The organism is Mesorhizobium sp. B2-3-14 (assembly GCF_006442175.1).
In the GTDB taxonomy this organism is placed as follows: Bacteria; Pseudomonadota; Alphaproteobacteria; order Rhizobiales; family Rhizobiaceae; genus Mesorhizobium; species Mesorhizobium australicum.
This window is the reverse complement of record NZ_VFVP01000004.1, coordinates 263,251-279,834: the sequence shown is the minus strand read 5'-3', so window position 1 is coordinate 279,834 and position 16,584 is coordinate 263,251. Positions and strand designations below refer to the sequence as shown.

Sequence of the window (16,584 nt, the reverse complement as noted above, 5' to 3'; positions counted from 1 at the left end):
GAGGCCTTCTGACAGGCAATCGTTTCAGACTGGAATTCATATTCGCAAGCGTCGGCGCTGCCCCTCATCCGCCTGCCGGCACCTTCTCCCCGTATAGTGACGGGGAGAAGGCAGCTAATTCGATCAGTCCTCGTTCGCCTTGACGGTCACGCCGAGCGTCTTCGGCAGGTCGAGCGGGTTGGACATGGCGCCCGCCATGATCAGCGCGAACGGCACCGATGCCGGCGGCTCGGCCGAGATTTCGAGGCTCTTCGGATCGTCGAGATATTTGCTGACAGCCGCCGTAACCTGGGCCGTCAGCTCGGGATTGTTGAGCTGCGCCATGCCGAACGGCACGATTGCCTTGGCCTGGTTGGCGATGTCCTTGGCCGACATGCCCTGCTGCTTGCCGACATAGTCCAGCACCTTGCCGGTCAGCGAATCGTCGTCGAAGCGGATCGATGCGCTGTTGAACGAAAGCTGCTGCAACAGGCCGAGCATGGCCATGCCTTGCGCCGAATTGTCGGCGCCTTCCGGCTGTGCGGCCATCTTCTTCTGCATTTGCTGCAGCGACTTGATGAAGTCGATCGTGTAGCCGCCGAGGTCGAAGGTCATGCCGAGCGTGCCGGCATTCTCGACGGATATGTCGTATTTCGACAGCTCCATCTTGCCGTCCGACGGCTGCCAGGTGCCGGCCATTTCAAGATTGCCCGAAATGTTCTGGTAGCCGAGCGCGTTGATGACCTCCTTGGACTTGGGGTCCTCGACCAGCGAGAGATCGGCCGTGAATTTCTCCGTGTTGGCGGTAAATTCCATCGCCTTGCCGTCGGCGGGCGGCGTGATCTGGATGGCAAGCCCGTCCATCGAAAAAGCGGTCTTGTCGGCGACCTTGACCGTCATGTTCGAGAGTTCAGCGGATTTGTACATCATCAGCGAGCCAAGCGGGCTGGTGGAGCCGTCGGCCGGCACCGTCATGTCGTGGATGACGAAGGGGCTGAGATCCAGGGTGACGCCGTCCTTGCTGTGTTCGAAGGCCGAGGTCGACACGGTGCCGATATCATAGCCGCCATTGGCTTCGGTGACGTTCTCGAGCTTGACGTCGCCGATCGTCAGCGCTTCCTTTTCCGCGGCCGGTTTCACGGACACGCCCTGCAGCACCATGCTGGTGTTGTCGCCGGTCACGCCGGTCCAGGAGATGTCGACGCCCTGGGCGGAGAGTGCTGCCTTCAGCCGGTCCGCGACCGCCGCGTCCTGGGCAAGGGCCGCATTCAGCGGCAGCGTGAGCAAGAAGGTCGAAAGTGCGAATTTCCGGAGAGTTGAGCGGTTGATTGTCATCGCAAGGTCCCTGAGAGTGTCCTGAAATTATTTTTCAATTCTTTGCGCCATCACCATTCCGTGACGAACTGGACGGGAAAAAGGCGTGTCCCGGCACAATGGTCGAAAATCGCGCTGAAAGGCAAACCCGATCCGAACGCTATTGGAGAATGCAGTGAATTTGGCATGAAGGTCGGGCCGCCAGCGTGCTTCGCAATAGATGCGGCATGTAACAGATTGATGTTGGCCGGCAACCTCGACCTTGCGGTTTTCTGTTGCAGAATTGCGCGCAAATCGACTGGCCCGGTGCGCGCCTCTTGCCGCGAATCACCCGCTCGGCTAGGTGCAGCCCATGGGAAAAAGGCTTTTGCCGCCTGACAATGGCGGCGGCGATCATATCGAACCGGTCGACCTGAAGAAGGCGCTGGAAGAGCGCTATCTCGCCTATGCTTTGTCGACCATCATGCACCGGGCGCTCCCGGATGTGCGCGACGGACTGAAGCCGGTCCATCGCCGCATCATGCACGCCATGCGCCTGTTGCGCCTCAACCCCGACCAGGGGTTCGCCAAATGCGCTCGTATCGTCGGCGAGGTGATGGGCAAGTTCCACCCGCATGGCGACCAGTCGATCTATGATGCGCTGGTGCGGCTGGCGCAGGATTTTTCGATGCGCTACCCCTTGGTCGACGGCCAGGGCAATTTCGGCAACATCGACGGCGATAACGCCGCCGCCATGCGCTACACCGAAGCGCGTATGACCGACGTGGCGACCGACCTGCTTGCCGGCATCACCGAAGACGCGGTCGACTATCGGCCGACCTACAATGAAGAAGACGAGGAGCCGGTCGTGCTCCCCGGTGCCTTCCCCAATCTCTTGGCCAACGGCTCGTCCGGCATCGCGGTTGGCATGGCGACCTCGATCCCGCCGCACAATGCCGCCGAGCTCTGCGACGCGGCGCTGCATCTGATCGAGCATCGTGATGCGCCGGTGGCGAAGCTGATGGATTTCGTCCAGGGCCCGGATTTTCCGACCGGCGGCATCATCGTCGACAGCCGTGCCTCGATCCTCGAAGCCTATGAGACCGGCCGCGGCGGGTTTCGCGTGCGGTCGAAATGGAACCAGGAAGACCAGGGCAGGGGCACCTGGAGCATTGTCGTTACCGAAATCCCCTATGGGGTGCAGAAGGCGCGGCTGATCGAGAAGATCGCCGAGCTGTTGATGGCCCGCAAGCTGCCGCTGCTCGAGGATATCAGGGACGAAAGCGCCGAGGACATCCGCGTCGTGCTGGTGCCGAAGAGCCGTTCGGTCGACCCAGGCATCCTGATGGAATCGCTGTTCAAGCTGACCGAGCTCGAAAGCCGTTTCCCCCTCAACATGAATGTGCTGTCGCGCGGCAAGGTGCCCAACGTGCTGTCGCTGAAGGGCGTGCTGCAGGAATGGCTGGACCACCGCCGCGACGTCCTCATCCGTCGCTCGAAATTTCGCCTCGGCGAGATCGAGAGGCGGCTGGAAATCCTTGCCGGCTACCTGATCGCCTATCTCAACATCGACGAGGTGATCAGGATCATCCGCGAGGAGGATGAGCCCAAGCAGGTCATGATGGCCCGCTGGTCGCTCACCGACACCCAGGCCGAAGCGATCCTCAACATGCGGCTGCGCGCCTTGCGCAAGCTGGAAGAATTCGAGATCCGCAAGGAATTCGACGGCCTGACCGCGGAGAAGAAGCAGATCGAGGCACTGCTGGCGTCCGATGCCAAGCAGTGGTCGACCATCAAGTGGGAAGTCACTCAGGTTCGCGACAAGTTCGGTCCGGAGACCGAGATCGGCAAGCGCCGCACGCAGTTCGCCGACGCGCCCGAGCACGACCTGACCGATATCGCGCACGCCATGATCGAGCGCGAGCCGGTCACCGTGGTGGTTTCGGAAAAAGGCTGGCTGCGGGCGATGAAGGGCCATCTGGCCGATTTTTCGACGCTGACCTTCAAGGAGGGCGACAGCCTCAAGCTCGCCTTCCATGCCCAGACGACGGACAAGGTTCTGGTCTTCACCACCGGCGGCAAGTTCTACACGATCGGCGCCGACCGGCTGCCGGGCGGCCGCGGCCATGGCGAGCCGATCCGCATCATCGTCGACATGGACAATGACCAGGACATCGTCACCGCCTTCGTCCACGATCCCAAGCGCAAGCTGCTGCTCGCCTCTTTCGACGCCAACGGCTTCATCGTTCCCGAGGAAGAGGTGGTCGCCAACACCCGCAAGGGCAAGCAGGTGATGAACGTCAAGGCGCCGGACGAGGCCAAGCGCTGCGTGCCGGTCACCGGCGATCACTTGGCCATCGTCGGCGAGAACCGCAAGATGCTGGTGTTCGCGCTCTCGGAAATTCCGGAGATGGGTCGCGGCAAGGGTGTGCGGCTGCAGAAATACAAGGACGGCGGCCTGCTCGACCTCAAGCCGTTCACGCTGGAAACCGGTCTCTCCTGGCAGGATTCGGCCGACCGTACCTTCACCCGGTCGCGCGAGGAATTGGCTGAATGGATCGGCGCCCGGGCGTCGGCGGGACGGATGGTGCCTAAGGGATTCCCAAGGACTGGGAAGTTCGGCTAGAAGCTGCCGATCTCCTCCCTCGTGGGGGAAATGGCCGGCTGGCCAGAGGAGGCGCTGTCCCGCCAGCGCATCAAATGGCTGGCTACACCTCTCGCAATTCTCGGTCCTTAAGATCAGATCAGAGGTTCACGCCCCCCTCTGTCCTGCAGGAGATTCCCCACGAGCGGGGAGATTGGCAGCTCCGCCATCACCATTTGGAGTATCGTCACGATTGCTGCACTATATCGGTGCATAACTGACCGGATGGGCCGGGGAGAACAGGGCGTTTGAAGGAAGCAAAGATCCAGAAGCCGGAACGGCAGCAGCGCCTCTTCGGGCTGTCCACACCGCTTCGTTCGGCCGTCATACCGCCGCTCTCGGCGGCGCGCTGGCTGCTGGTGCTGATCGTTGCCGCCGGCGTCTATTTTTTCCACGGCTTCCTGTTCCCGGTGCTGGCCGCCCTCGTTATCGCCTTCGCCAGCTGGCCGCTCTACCGACGGCTGCTGGTCGGCGTCGGCGGCAACCGAACCATCGCCGCCACATTTGCCATCCTGTTCATCCTGGCCTTCCTGGTGATACCGATCGCGCTTGCCGGCACCTATGCCATCAACGAGGTGCGCGAATGGGTCGGCTGGGCGATAGAGACCAACCGCCACGGTGCGGTGACGCCGCACTGGATCGCCACCCTGCCTGTGGTGGGTGAGTGGCTGAACGAGCAGTGGACGACCAATCTCGGCCATCCCGGCGGCATCGGCGAACTGATCCAGCTGGTCAGCGGCGCCAATATAGGCAGCATCTACCGCGGTGCGCTCGCCGCCGGCGGCAGCGCTTTCAGCCTCTTTCTGACGCTGCTGTTCATGATGATCGCCCTGTTTTTCGCCTATCGCGACGGCGAGAATTTCGCCGGCCAGATCGATCGCCTCGGCGAGCGCATCCTGCCCACCCGCTGGGAGCGGATTTCGCGCGTCGTGCCGGCGACCATTTCCTCGACCGTGACCGGCATGACGGTAATCGCCATCGGCGAGGGACTGGTGCTGGGCATCGCCTACTGGCTGGCTGGTGTGCCGTCGCCGGTGACGCTCGGCGCGCTGACCGGCGTGATGGCGCTCATCCCCGGCGGTGCGCCATTGTCCTTCACATTGGTCTCGATCTACCTCGCCGCCAGCGGCTCACCGATGGCCGGCCTGGCGCTGTTCATCTGGGGCACGGTCGAGTTGTTCGTCGTAGACAAGACGTTGCGCCCCAAACTCGTCGGCGGCCCGATAAAACTGCCCTTCCTGCCGACCTTTTTCGGTTTGATCGGCGGCGTCAAGACCATGGGTTTTCTCGGCCTGTTCATCGGCCCGGTGCTGATGGCGCTGCTGGTCGCGATCTGGCGCGAGTGGCTGCGCGAGGTGGAACTGGCCGACGAGATCGTGCCGCCGAATGAAATCGAAGCCGGTCCACAGATCGAGGTCCTGCCCGAACCCAGCGTGGTCAAGAAAGCCAGCGCCTGAATCTCGACCTCTACGCCGGATGGTGTACCGCGAGGTCGCCGCGGCGCTTGCGCCCATCATGCAACTGCCAGAGCGAATGGGCGACGAGCGTGACGATCAGGATGCCGCCGCCGATCAGGCTGTTGCGGGTCGGCGTCTCGGCAAAGATCATCCACACCCAGATCGGCGCTAGCACGGTTTCGAGCAGGTAGAACATCGCCACTTCCGGTCCTGAAATGTATTTCGGCCCGGCGGCGAGGCAGAAGAACGAGATCGGCATGATGACGGCGCCGTTGAAGATGATCCACCATGGCGCGTTTACGTGAAAGCCTTCGCCGCTCACCATGAAGGCCGCCAGCCCAAGCGGCAGAAGTACGCCGATCAGCGAGGTGAATCCCATATCTTTGCCGCTGGCTCGCGAGAGGGTGATGGCCACCGCGATGAAGAAAGCCGAGCACAGCGCCATGAAATCACCGAACAGCTTGCCGCTGCCAACCGAACCGCCGACGATGACCAGCACGCCGAGAATCATGACCAGCATGGCCGCGATCGTCACCGCTCCCGGCCTTTCCCGTAGGAATATCCAGGACAAGAGTGCGGCGAAGACGGTGTTGAAGGCCAGGATGAACACCAGGTCGGCGGTCGAGGTGTGGAAGACCGCGGTAACGAAGGTGATCGAGGTCAGCCCATAGCATATCGCCACGATCAGCCCGGACCAGCCGGGGATAAGCGGCGGGACATTCCGGCTCAGCGCGCGCCAGACCGACCAGATGATCATCGCGGCGATGAAGGTGGTTCCGGTTCGCAGCAAAAGGATGGTCCACGCGCCGCCATCCGCAAGGCGGATCAACGGTATGTCGACGGTCAGTATCAGTCCGCCGATGGCGGTTATCAGAAGGCCCTTCTGGTGATCATGGTGAGAGGACATGCAGGAACTTTCGCAATTGAATTGCAGGCGGCCGGTCGGCGCAAGCGCGCACTCTCTCCAGCCGAGCGGCTGAAAGACCAGCATCCCCTGCCTTGAAACAGTTTAAGCGTGGATCGGGGGAAAACTCAGCGTCAGACCGCTTCGTTGGTATAGCGCTCCCAGCCTTTTGGGCCGAGATGCTCCTGCGGCATGAAGCGCATCTTATAATTCATCTTGCGCGAACCATTGACCCAGTAGCCAAGGTAGACATGGGGCAGCCCCATCGCCTTGGCACGGGCGATATGGTCGAGGATCATGAACGTGCCGAGCGAGCGGCTTTCGAAATCGGGATTGAAATAGGAATAAACCATCGACAAGCCGTCGGCCATCTTGTCGGTGAGCGCCACCGCTATGAGTTCACCCTGGCCTTTGCCGGTGATGAAGGTGTCGGGTCCGCGCCGCCGGTATTCGATCACCTTGGTGTCGACATGGGTATCCTCGACCATCATGGCGTAGTCGAGCACCGTCATGTCGGACATGCCGCCGCGGCGGTGGCGGGCATCGAGATAGCCGCGAAACAGTGAATATTGTTCGGTCGAGGGCTCGGCGTTGTGCATAGCGCCGACGAGGTCGGAATTGTGCTGCAGCACGCGCTTCATGTTGCGGCTGGCGGTGAACTCCTGTGCCAGGATACGCACCGACACACAGGCGCGGCAGGTCTCGCAGGCTGGTCTGTAGGCGATGTTCTGCGAGCGCCGGAAGCCGCCTTGCGTGAGCAGGTCGTTCATCTCCGAGGCCTTGTCGCCGACCAGATGCGTGAACACCTTGCGCTCGAACTGGCCGTCGAGATAGGGGCACGGCGACGGCGCGGTCAGGAAGAACTGCGGCGACTGGGTCGGGTGCTGCGTCATCGAGCCTTGGAAACACTCCTTCGAATCGCTCTACCTTTGGCTCCGGCGGCGAAAAATTCAACAGGATTGTGAAGGTGTGGGCAACTCAACACCTTCACATTTGCGCTCAAGGGGGCTGCGGCTTTGCTTCAGGGCGGTTTCAGCGGCCGGTGCGGCTGACGACGGTGCCGAGCAAAAGATCGTGCAGCGTGCGCTTGCGGTCCGAGAACAGGGTCACCAGCAGGACCAGCGGCGACAGGATGACGTTGCCGGCCCAGAACAATACGGAATGGACGACCGCGGTCAGCCCGTCGATGCGGGTGCCGTCGAGACGGTCGAGGCGGATGCCCATCATCTTCATGCCCGTGGTGGCCTGGTCGGCGCTGCCCAACGTGTTCCAGATGTAGAGGATGGCGACTGCCGGCATCAGGACGCCGAACAGCATCCAGCCCAGGCCGAGGGTCAAGAGCCCGAGGAAGAACACCAGGATGGCGACCGGAATGCTCAGCAGGCCGACGATGAGATAGTCGAGCACGAAAGCCAGAATGCGCCTTGTGCGCACGCCTTCAAAAGCCCTGACATCGTCGAGCCGGGTGTTGATGATTTCGCCGTCGAGAACGCGAGCGTTCATGTCATTTCCTCGTAACAGGGGCCTGCTTAGCCTGCGCCCCACCGCACCAGAAATGGTGAAGGCTCATGGTGGAATCAAGATCGGACCGTTTCGCCGCGGCGCCAGGCGGGACAGAATGGGCTGAGGGTCCGAAGCGGTTGAATTTGCAGCACGGATGGCGTTAGCTTGCTGCGGCGCAACAAGACGCCGAGGGGACGGGGCAATATGGACTACGACATGCTGGTCATCGGCAGCGGCCCCTCCGGCCGCCGCGCCGCCGTGCAATCGGCCAAACTCGGCAAATCGGTGCTGGTGGTCGACCGGGGCCGGCGCCTTGGCGGCGTCTCGGTGCACACCGGCACCATTCCTTCCAAAACGCTGCGCGAAACGGTGCTCAATCTCTCGGGCTGGCGCGAGCGCGGCTTCTATGGACGCGGCTATCGGGTCAAGCAGGATATCTCGGTCGGCGACCTGATCGAGCGCCTGCACAAGACACTCGACCATGAGGTCGAGGTGCTGCAGCATCAGTTCATGCGCAACACGGTCAAAAGCGCGCGCGCGGCGGTGAAATTTCTCGGGTCCAACAAGGTCAGCCTGACATCGGACAATGGCGACTACAGCGAAGTCGGTTTCGCCAACGCACTGATCGCCGTGGGCACCAGGCCGCATCGGCCTGGTGACGTGCCCTTCGACAAGACCCGTGTCTTCGACAGCGACGAAATGCTTGAACTCGACCGCCTGCCACGCACGCTGACGGTGATCGGCGCCGGCGTCATCGGCGTCGAATACGCCACGATCTTTTCCGCGCTCGACGTACCGGTGACCCTGGTCGAGCCGCGCAACTCCATCCTCGATTTCGTCGACCGGGAGATCGTCGACGATTTCATCCACCAGATGCGCGACCGCGGCATGACGATAAGACTGGGCAGCGCGGTCAAGGAAATCCGCTCCAAGCCGGATGCCGCCGAGGTGGAACTGGCCGATGGCCGCACCATCCGCTCCGAGGTCGTGCTCTACGCCGCCGGCCGCACCGGCAATGTCGGCAGCCTCGGCCTCGACGTGGTCGGCATCGAAGCCGACTCCAGGGGCCGCATCAAGGTAGATCCCCAGACGTTTCAGACCAGCGTGCCGAACATCTACGCGGCCGGCGACGTCATCGGGTTTCCGAGCCTCGCCTCGACCTCCATGGAGCAGGGCAGGGTGGCCGCCTGCCATGCCTTTGGCGTGACCCTGCCCGCGCCGCCGGAGACCTTTCCCTACGGCATCTACGCGGTGCCGGAGATATCGACGGTCGGCCAGTCCGAGGAGCAGGTACGCCAAAGCGGCGGCGCCTATGAGGTTGGCGTCGCGCGCTTCCGTGAGACGTCGCGCGGCCACATCATGGGCGTCGACACCGGCTTCCTGAAGCTGTTGTTCTCGATCGAGACGCGGCGCCTGCTCGGCGCGCACATTGTCGGCGAGGGCGCCACCGAACTCATTCATATCGGCCAGGCGGTGATCAATCTCGGCGGCACGGTCGACTTCTTCGTCAACAACACCTTCAACTATCCAACCCTGGCCGAGGCCTACAAGATCGCCGGCCTCGACGCCTGGAACAGGATGGGGCGAGGGTAGATCAGCCTTCCAACTGCGACAGCAGCGCCAGCATCACGTCGGCAGAGGGCATCGGCAGCACCGCCTCGATTTCCGCCGGCCGCACGCCGGCGATCGCGGCATCGGCGCCGCCGCTGACGGTGCCGAGCGGCCCGCGAAAACCGTGTTTCGACCAGGCAAGCTCTTGCAGCTTTGGGCTGGTCAGCGCCTCCAGCAGCCTGTCGACCGCGGGGTCGACGACGATCAGCGGATGCGCCGAATAGACGGTTGGCCTGGGGTAGAGAATCTCGGGCTTGGCGCCCATGCCGGCCTGCACCCTTTGCCAGCGCGCGGGATCGGCGAGCGCCCATTCCACCAGTTGGTTCTCATAACCCACCACCATCGGCTCGGCACCGAGACCGCCGGCGATGTATTGGTCGAACAGCTTTCCCGACGAGGACGACTTCAGCCCCATGCTGCGGAAGATCGCCTTGGCCTGGTCGCCGTGCTGGGCAAGCAGTTCCTGGGTCGCCACGTCGCCGCTCATCAGGCTGAGCACCAGGCCGGCGAACATGAAACCGGAGTTGGAGCGGTTGGGATCGGTGGAGACGATGCGGGCGCGGCCATAAAGCTCGTCAATGCCGAGATCGGCCCAGTTCTTGCCGGCCAGAATGGCGTCGAGCAAGGCCTTGAGATCGAGCTGGTTGTAGCCGCCCTTGGCGGCGACCGTGACCAGCCCGCTCTTCTTCAGCCCTTCGACTACAGGTCCCCAGGTGTAGACGACGATCGGGGAGTTGAGCACGACCTGGTCGTTGCGGATCGAGACACCGCTCTTGCGCGCGAGGTCGACCATGATCGAGGAAGAGGGCCACAGGAATTGCGGTTTTTGGGTGAGCAATGCCGGCTCGCGCACCATCTCCACGGAACCGGCGACACGCGCATCGAGTTCCAGCCCGTAGCCGCCAAGCGCATGCACGACGTCCGGATCGGCCAGGAATGCCTGCTTCTCGCCGCCGATGAAGCCGAACAGATGCGCTTTGTTGCCAAGATAGCCACGGAACTCGGGACGATCCTTCAGCGTCAAATAGCCGCCGGTGCCGGCAGCGGCGGCACCCAGCAGACCCAGTCCGAAAGCGCGGCGCGAAATGGCCATCAGCGTCCGATATCCTCTTTCAACGACTCCTGAATGAGTCGCAGGTCGACGTCGAGCGTGCCGAGTTCGCTGTCGGCCAGGCTGTCGGCATAATGCACGAAGGCGTCCTGAAGCTTGGTGATGACGGCGCCGACATTGGCGAGCCGGACCTTGCTGGGTGCACGTCGGTTCGCCAGCGTCGCGTAGCCTTCCGCCACTTCCGCCGCCTGCGGCACGTAGTAGGTGAGGAAACGCCGCACCGAGGGCGCGGTTTCCGGCTTCGTCTCGACTTTGGAAATCACGTCGGCGGCGATGTCGGACAGGTTCTTCACCTTGGCTTTCATGTCCTTGTCGGCGATCGAACCGGCCGTTGCCGACAGCCGGTCCGCGGCTGGCTGCGCTTGCGCCAGGAGTTCGCGGGCGAAGGCCACTTTGCTGCCGCTGAGGGTGCTGAGGTCGAGCCCTTCGAAAAGCTGTCGCGGCGCCAGCACGAACACCAGTCCGGCAAAGACGAGGGCCGCGATGATGGCCGACACCAGGAACGGGAACTGGGTCAGAAAACCCAAGCCGACAAGCAGCACCGCAGATATCCCGCCCGCCGCGATCCAGTTCCAGTCATTGCCGAACAAGCCACGCATCCCGGCAGGCTCTAATTGTAGCCGCGCGCGGCGCGGAAGGCGCCGGCCAGATCGCCGCTGCCATCGAAGACCCGTGCCGACGTCGCCTTGGCGAGACTGTCGAGCTGGCTCTTGTCGGCGTCGCCGAAGGTGACGCCGAAGACCGGCACGCGCACGGCGGCGTTGCGCCAGTCAGCGAGAAACAGGTCCGCGCCGCCATCGGTGCGGCCATCGGTCATGATGACGATGGCCGGGAGGTATTTCGAAAGATCCGCCGTGGCAACGATCTTCTGCAGGGCCTGGTCGGCACAGGCATACATATCGGTGCCGCCGCCGGCGCGTTGCTGGGCAACGTCCGCCAGCAGCTCGCTCTGGCCCGCCGAGTCGCCTTTCGCCTCGAATGTGTCGCGCACGACGGCGTCGAAAGGCAGCACGAAGATGTGGTCGGACGGCGTCCATTGCACCAGCACCTCGCTTGCCTTTTCCGGCGTGAACAGGAATTGGGCGGCGGCCTGCAACTGTTTCTCGCCCTGGTCTTCCATCGAGCCGGAAAAATCGAAGCACAGCGCCGTCAGCGAAGGCTTGCGCAAGGCCTCCTGGTAGAGGTCGAGCGCCTTGCGGATCACGGCCGGCTCCGGCATGCGGATCGACGTCACCAGCTTGCCGGGATCAAAATTCCAATCCGGCTCGGCGGCGGCCTGGATGGCCGCGCCGCCGAGCGGCAGCCGCCGACCGGTATCGGCGATGCGTTTGCGTGCCGCGTCCGACTGCAGATAGGCGAGAAGGTCGGTGAAGAATTTTTCGACATCGGCTCCGCGTCCATGATCGATGAAACCCAGCGGCGAGTCGCCGACAGCGACGCCGTCGGCCGGATAGATGGCATAGAGCGGCTCGTTGCCCATCTGCTTGAGTTTGTCGTTGGTCTCCTTCAGCGTCGCCTCGTAGTTCCACATCGCGTCGTAGACGGTGCCCTTGCCGGCGCTGTCGACGTAAAGATCGGCGAGCCAGCCCGACGAACCGGACGAACGCTCGACGCCTTGCAGCAAGGCACTTACTGTGTCGTGCACGGCGGGATTGTCGAGGTCGCCCGGCTCGATCACCTGCTTGCCGCCGAGCGCGCTGGACAGCATGGCGAGATAGGCGCTGGCGCCCGAATTGGACTGCGTCGCCGACGTCATCAGGAATTTCAGCTTGCCGTCCTTCACCGCGGCCAGGATGTCCTTCATGAAGACCGGCTTGCCGACCAAGCCGAGTTCGGTGGCCTTGGATTTGCGCACGCCCAGAATGACCGGCATCTGCGCGATCGACGTCAGGTTGCGCACCTTGCGGCCGCTGTCGAACAGGTCGACCCAGACGCTGGAGGCCGGCCAAACCGCATCCTTGTCGAGGCCGCCAGGCTTTTGCAGTCCGAGCCCGATGTCGAGCGAGCCTTGATAGGAAATGGTGCAGGTCGCGCCTTGCTTGGCGCAGAATTCCTGGACGATCGGCTCCAGCACCGTATTCTCGGAGCCGGAGACGATCGAGAATTTGACTTGGCTGGAATTGCAGGCCGTCAAAAACATCGCGAAGGCGAGCAGCAGAACGGACGTCAGCGTCTTCGGCATGGCGGTTCCGATCAGGACTGGGTCAGCGCTTTCTTCAAGTCGATCGTCATCTGGTCCATCTGTTTTTCGGCGTCGGCCCGCTTCTGGCGGCCCTCCTGCTGGACTTTCAGCACACCTTGTACCGTGTCGATGAGATCGCGATTGGCCTGCGCCAGCGTCTCGACGTCGACGATGCCGCGCTGCGCCTGTTCCTCGACCGAAATCGCCTGGTCCTTCATCATTTTCGACGTTTGGCGGATCATCTCGTTGGTTGCGTCGGTCACGGTCTTTTGCAGTTCGAGCGCCGACTTCTGGTTGGTCAGCCCAAGCAGGATGACCATCTTCTGCTTCCATGCCGGCACGGTCAGCGCCGAGGTTGCTTGCAAATTCTCGATCAGTGTCTCGTCGCCCGACTGGACGATGCGGATCTGCGGCAGTTGCTGGATGCCGAGCTGGCGCGCCTGCACCAGGTAGAAGATCCGCTTTTCCAGGCGGTCGAGCGCCTGCACGGCGTCCTGATAGGTTTGCGCCTCCAGCGTGCCTCCAGTGTCGCCGCTAGCGGTATCCGCCGCGGCCTTCAGCTTCGGCAACTCGTTGGCGCGGTAGTCATCGACGAATTTCTTGCCGGCCTGCACATAGGCATCGAGCTTGAGGATGGAGCCCTTGGTCTGCTCATGGAGGTCGTCGAGCACGGCAATGTCGCGCCGCAGCGTGTCCTTGTGACGGTCGAGTTCGAGGCCGATGCGATCGATCTGTCCCGCCACGTCCTCGTATTTCTCCTTGAAGCGCTCGAGCCGCGCCTTGAACGAGGAGAACAGGCCGCTGAGGAAACCCTGGTCCTTGAGCGAGGCCGGATCGAGATTCTTGGCCTTCATGATGATGTCGGTCAGGAGATCGCCGGTGTCGCCGAGGTCCCGGTTGCGCAACTGGGACAATATCTTGTCGGCATAGTCGCTGACTGCCTGCTGGGCACGGTCGCCATAGACAGAAATGCCGGCACGGTCTCTGACGTCGATCGTGCTTTCGATTCTGGCGATGTCGGACGGATCGGCTACGATTGCCGGCAATGTCGAAGTGTCGTCGAGCAGAGTGATGCTGTTCTTGTCGGCCATGCAGACTTCCCCTCGGTAACAGCATCTCGATAGGTAATCTGTGACAGTGATATGTCGCCGCTGTGGAAAACGGTAGTCCGAGGCCGTTTTCGGCGGTGAACAGTGCCGTCTTCCGGCCTAGCGTCAAGAAATATCTATTCGGCGGCCTCCCGCACGGCTGGAGATGACCCGGTTCGCAGGAGCAATGGCAGGCACAGCACATAAAGCGCCGCCCCCGCGATCCAGACTGTGCCGGGAAAGACGGTGCGCGTGCGGAAATAGAGCATGGCGATGATGAAGGGTCCGAACACCGAGACCAGGCTGGTCATGCTGGTGAGCACGCCCTGCAGCCGTCCCTGATGGTCGGCGCCGACGCGTGAGGTCAACAGCGACTGCAATGCCGGAGCTCCGATCCCGCCGAGACAGAACAGCGGCAGCAGGGCGAAGGCCATCCAGCCCTGCCAGGCCAGCGCTATCGATATATAGGCCGTGCTGTCGGCGAGGATGGCGATGATCAGCGCTGCTTTCTCGCCCCAGCGCTCGGTGATCGGCCCGGCAACAAAACCCTGGGCTCCAGCATGGAAGAGCCCGAACAGCGCCAACGAGATGCCGACGGTGAACAGGTCCCAAGCGAATTTGCCTTGGACATAGAGCACCCAGATGGTGCCGCCGACTTCGCCGACCAGGGCAAGAACGGCGAAGGCACCAAGCAGCGGCAAAAGGGCCGGGAAAGTCAGCGCCCAACGCAACGGCGCCAGCGGGTTGAAAGACGGCATTTCGCTTGCGCCGCCCGCGCGCTTCGGTTCCGGCAGCAGGAAGAAAGCCAGTACCAGGTTGATCCCGTTGAGTGCTGCCGCAACCAGGAAGGGCGTGCGTAGCCAAACGTCACCAAGCAGGCCACCGAGCGCCGGACCGGCTATGAAGCCGACGCCAAAGGCGGCGTTGAGATGGCCAAAACCCCGAGCACGACGATCCTGGCTGCTGATATCTGCCATGTAGGCGGAAGCTACCGCCATGCTGGCGCCGGTGACGCCCGCGATCAGCCGGCCAACGAACAGCAGCGGCAGTGTTGGCGCGAAGGCCATGAACAGATAGTCCGCCATCGATCCCGTGAGCGAGACGAGCAAGACCGGCCGACGGCCGTAGCGGTCGGACAGGGCGCCGAGCAGCGGCGAAAAAAGCACCTGCATGGCGGCGTAGGCCGACAGGAAGGCGCCAAAAATCCAGCCGATATCGTCGACATGGCCGACCGTGCGCAGCAAGCCCGGCAGCACCGGCATCATCAGCCCGACGCCCACGGCGTCCAGTGCCATCGCCATCAGGACGACGAGATAAGCTCTTTTCACGATCGGACTCAGGAATTTATCGTTGATAAGGAAGGTTTATCACTGATAAATTCACGGCGCAAGCTGGAGGACCAGACGGATTCGCATGAAACTGGACAAGACGATGATCGTCGACGAAGCGCTAGGCTTGCTCAACGAGGTTGGCATCGATGCGCTGTCGACCCGCCTTTTGGCGCAGCGGCTCAAGGTGCAGCAGCCGGCACTCTACTGGCATTTCAGGAGCAAGCGCGCCTTGCTCGACGCGATGAACGAAGAGATCTTGCGGCGCGGCCATCGGCATCGAACACCACGGCTCGGCGAGACCTGGCAGGATTTCGTGCGCAAGAATGCCCGCAGCTTTCGCAGCGCCCTGATTGCCTATCGCGACGGCGCGCGTGTCCACGCCGGCACGGAAGCGGATCCGCAAGAGCTCGGGCACTTCGAGCGGCTGCTGGAATTCCTGGCGGGCGAGGGCATGGCGGCGATTCCAGCCATGGAATTGCTGATGACGGTCGGCCGCTACACGGTCGGCTGTGTCACAGAGGAGCAAGCCGAATATCCGTCAGGTCCGGGGCGTGGCGAAGCGCTGGATGCCGCGGCGCATGATCATCCGCTCTTGCGCGAAGCCTTGGTGCACTACCGTGCCGGCGGACACGAGGCGCTGTTTGAAAGCGGGCTCGCCCTGCTGATCGCCGGGGCAGAAGTTCGAATGGTGGCCGAACGCTGATTGGGCAGCGAGCGGTCGCAAAGGCGGTCAGCCTCCCTGTGCCGCTCCGGCCAGCCATCGCTCGACGATCGCGGCGTCCGGGTCGCCGATTTCGTGGCCTGATGGAACGATCCGGGCGTCGATCTCGCTACCGTGCCGGCTGAGCAGCGTCACCAGCGCCAACGCGAAAGGCCCGTAGGTCTCGTCCGCCGCCCCGGCAATGATCAGCGTCCGTGTGCCCATGAGGTCCGTTGAAGGCACCTTGTCGAGCACCGGCATTGGCCTCAGCAGCGCCGCGCTCCGGACAATGCCGGGATGGAGCAGCATCAGGCTCGAAACCAGATTGGCGCCGTTCGAATAGCCAATGAATGTCGCGTGGGCGAGATCGAGCCCATGGCGCGCGGCGACTTCGCTTGCGAATGCCGCGAAGGCGGCGGTTTCGACACGGATGCTTTGCTGGCCGAAGCGCGTCGGCGTGATTCGCTCGAACCAGCGAAAACCGTCCTCCTGCGGGATGCGGCCCCGTACCGCGATCAGGGGGGCGTCGGGCGCGATGCGCCTCGCCAGCGGCACCATGCTTGTCTCGTCGACACCCGATCCATGCAGCAGGAACAGGCACGCGCGGCCGCTTTTGCCGGCACCGAGGAGGCGATAGGGAAAGGCTAGATCCAGCATCGGAGGGCCATTTTCGACACTGGCGCCAGTCATACCGCATCCCGTTGATTATATGAGGCTTCGCTCAATTTGCCGGCTTCAAAACGCAATATTTTCATGCTCCGCGAAAGTTGATTGAACCAGG

14 protein-coding genes are annotated in these 16,584 nt (G+C 62.9%); 4 read left to right on the top strand and 10 right to left on the bottom strand.

What is annotated here, in order from left to right:
- Window positions 1-123 precede the first annotated feature (123 nt).
- Entirely contained in the window at window positions 124-1,314 is a 1,191-nt protein-coding gene (locus FJ950_RS13120) for a hypothetical protein (protein WP_140617082.1), read from the bottom strand.
- 331 nt (window positions 1,315-1,645) lie between these two features.
- On the opposite strand from FJ950_RS13120, the gene parC reads away from it, so the two are divergent.
- Together parC and FJ950_RS13110 are read left to right on the top strand one after the other, a co-directional pair.
- Complete coding sequence (parC, locus tag FJ950_RS13115) at window positions 1,646-3,898, top strand: DNA topoisomerase IV subunit A (RefSeq protein ID WP_140617081.1); 2,253 nt, start codon at window positions 1,646-1,648, stop codon at window positions 3,896-3,898.
- Window positions 3,899-4,164: 266 nt separating this feature from the next.
- On the top strand, window positions 4,165-5,373 hold the full coding sequence (locus FJ950_RS13110) for an AI-2E family transporter (protein ID WP_015318277.1): 1,209 nt from the start codon (window positions 4,165-4,167) through the stop codon (window positions 5,371-5,373).
- 10 nt (window positions 5,374-5,383) lie between these two features.
- On the opposite strand, the gene FJ950_RS13105 is transcribed toward FJ950_RS13110, so the two are convergent.
- The 3 genes from FJ950_RS13105 to FJ950_RS13095 form a co-directional block, all read right to left on the bottom strand.
- Window positions 5,384-6,280, bottom strand: a complete 897-nt coding sequence (locus FJ950_RS13105; protein ID WP_041163860.1) for a DMT family transporter — start codon at window positions 6,278-6,280, stop codon at window positions 5,384-5,386.
- A 131-nt stretch (window positions 6,281-6,411) separates the two neighbouring features.
- Window positions 6,412-7,170: an arginyltransferase gene (locus tag FJ950_RS13100; RefSeq protein WP_015318275.1), complete on the bottom strand. Its 759-nt coding sequence runs from the start codon at window positions 7,168-7,170 to the stop codon at window positions 6,412-6,414.
- Window positions 7,171-7,309: 139 nt separating this feature from the next.
- Window positions 7,310-7,780, bottom strand: coding sequence for an RDD family protein (locus FJ950_RS13095; protein WP_140617080.1), 471 nt, complete (start codon window positions 7,778-7,780; stop codon window positions 7,310-7,312).
- A gap of 204 nt (window positions 7,781-7,984) precedes the next feature.
- Between FJ950_RS13095 and sthA the strand changes: the two genes are divergently transcribed.
- Window positions 7,985-9,373, top strand: coding sequence for a Si-specific NAD(P)(+) transhydrogenase (sthA, locus tag FJ950_RS13090; protein ID WP_140617079.1), 1,389 nt, complete (start codon window positions 7,985-7,987; stop codon window positions 9,371-9,373).
- A gap of 1 nt (window position 9,374) precedes the next feature.
- Here the strand turns inward: sthA and FJ950_RS13085 are convergent, their stop codons facing one another.
- The 5 genes from FJ950_RS13085 to FJ950_RS13065 form a co-directional block, all read right to left on the bottom strand.
- Window positions 9,375-10,484, bottom strand: a complete 1,110-nt coding sequence (locus FJ950_RS13085) for a hypothetical protein (RefSeq protein WP_140617078.1) — start codon at window positions 10,482-10,484, stop codon at window positions 9,375-9,377.
- Window positions 10,484-11,101 carry a 5-bromo-4-chloroindolyl phosphate hydrolysis family protein gene (locus FJ950_RS13080; protein WP_140617077.1) on the bottom strand — a complete coding sequence of 206 codons (618 nt, stop codon included), beginning with the start codon at window positions 11,099-11,101 and terminating at the stop codon, window positions 10,484-10,486. Before FJ950_RS13080 ends, FJ950_RS13085 begins: the two co-directional genes overlap by 1 nt.
- A gap of 11 nt (window positions 11,102-11,112) precedes the next feature.
- Window positions 11,113-12,642, bottom strand: coding sequence for a substrate-binding domain-containing protein (locus FJ950_RS13075; protein WP_246681318.1), 1,530 nt, complete (start codon window positions 12,640-12,642; stop codon window positions 11,113-11,115).
- Window positions 12,643-12,695: 53 nt separating this feature from the next.
- Entirely contained in the window at window positions 12,696-13,775 is a 1,080-nt protein-coding gene (locus FJ950_RS13070; RefSeq protein ID WP_140617075.1) for a toxic anion resistance protein, read from the bottom strand.
- Between the two features lie 134 nt (window positions 13,776-13,909).
- Window positions 13,910-15,073 carry a TCR/Tet family MFS transporter gene (locus tag FJ950_RS13065; protein WP_140617253.1) on the bottom strand — a complete coding sequence of 388 codons (1,164 nt, stop codon included), beginning with the start codon at window positions 15,071-15,073 and terminating at the stop codon, window positions 13,910-13,912.
- 112 nt (window positions 15,074-15,185) lie between these two features.
- Here FJ950_RS13065 and FJ950_RS13060 point away from each other — a divergent pair, with 112 nt between their 5' ends.
- Window positions 15,186-15,806, top strand: coding sequence for a TetR/AcrR family transcriptional regulator C-terminal domain-containing protein (locus FJ950_RS13060; RefSeq protein WP_140617074.1), 621 nt, complete (start codon window positions 15,186-15,188; stop codon window positions 15,804-15,806).
- A gap of 27 nt (window positions 15,807-15,833) precedes the next feature.
- Here FJ950_RS13060 and FJ950_RS13055 read toward each other — a convergent pair whose 3' ends face one another.
- Complete coding sequence (locus FJ950_RS13055; protein WP_140617073.1) at window positions 15,834-16,493, bottom strand: alpha/beta hydrolase; 660 nt, start codon at window positions 16,491-16,493, stop codon at window positions 15,834-15,836.
- Window positions 16,494-16,584 lie beyond the last annotated feature (91 nt).

Excerpts from the sequence above, each read along its gene's own strand:
- FJ950_RS13105 (WP_041163860.1), bottom strand. The coding sequence starts at position 6,280 with ATGTCCTCTCACCATGATCACCAGAAGGGCCTTCTGATAACCGCCATC.
- FJ950_RS13060 (WP_140617074.1), top strand. The coding sequence starts at position 15,186 with ATGAAACTGGACAAGACGATGATCGTCGACGAAGCGCTAGGCTTGCTC.
- FJ950_RS13070 (WP_140617075.1), bottom strand. The coding sequence starts at position 13,775 with ATGGCCGACAAGAACAGCATCACTCTGCTCGACGACACTTCGACATTG.
- FJ950_RS13120 (WP_140617082.1), bottom strand. The coding sequence starts at position 1,314 with ATGACAATCAACCGCTCAACTCTCCGGAAATTCGCACTTTCGACCTTC.
- FJ950_RS13100 (WP_015318275.1), bottom strand. The coding sequence starts at position 7,170 with ATGACGCAGCACCCGACCCAGTCGCCGCAGTTCTTCCTGACCGCGCCG.
- sthA (WP_140617079.1), top strand. The coding sequence starts at position 7,985 with ATGGACTACGACATGCTGGTCATCGGCAGCGGCCCCTCCGGCCGCCGC.
- FJ950_RS13085 (WP_140617078.1), bottom strand. The coding sequence starts at position 10,484 with ATGGCCATTTCGCGCCGCGCTTTCGGACTGGGTCTGCTGGGTGCCGCC.
- FJ950_RS13065 (WP_140617253.1), bottom strand. The coding sequence starts at position 15,073 with ATGGCGATGGCACTGGACGCCGTGGGCGTCGGGCTGATGATGCCGGTG.
- FJ950_RS13080 (WP_140617077.1), bottom strand. The coding sequence starts at position 11,101 with ATGCGTGGCTTGTTCGGCAATGACTGGAACTGGATCGCGGCGGGCGGG.
- FJ950_RS13055 (WP_140617073.1), bottom strand. The coding sequence starts at position 16,493 with ATGACTGGCGCCAGTGTCGAAAATGGCCCTCCGATGCTGGATCTAGCC.
- parC (WP_140617081.1), top strand. The coding sequence starts at position 1,646 with ATGGGAAAAAGGCTTTTGCCGCCTGACAATGGCGGCGGCGATCATATC.
- FJ950_RS13075 (WP_246681318.1), bottom strand. The coding sequence starts at position 12,642 with ATGTTTTTGACGGCCTGCAATTCCAGCCAAGTCAAATTCTCGATCGTC.
- FJ950_RS13095 (WP_140617080.1), bottom strand. The coding sequence starts at position 7,780 with ATGAACGCTCGCGTTCTCGACGGCGAAATCATCAACACCCGGCTCGAC.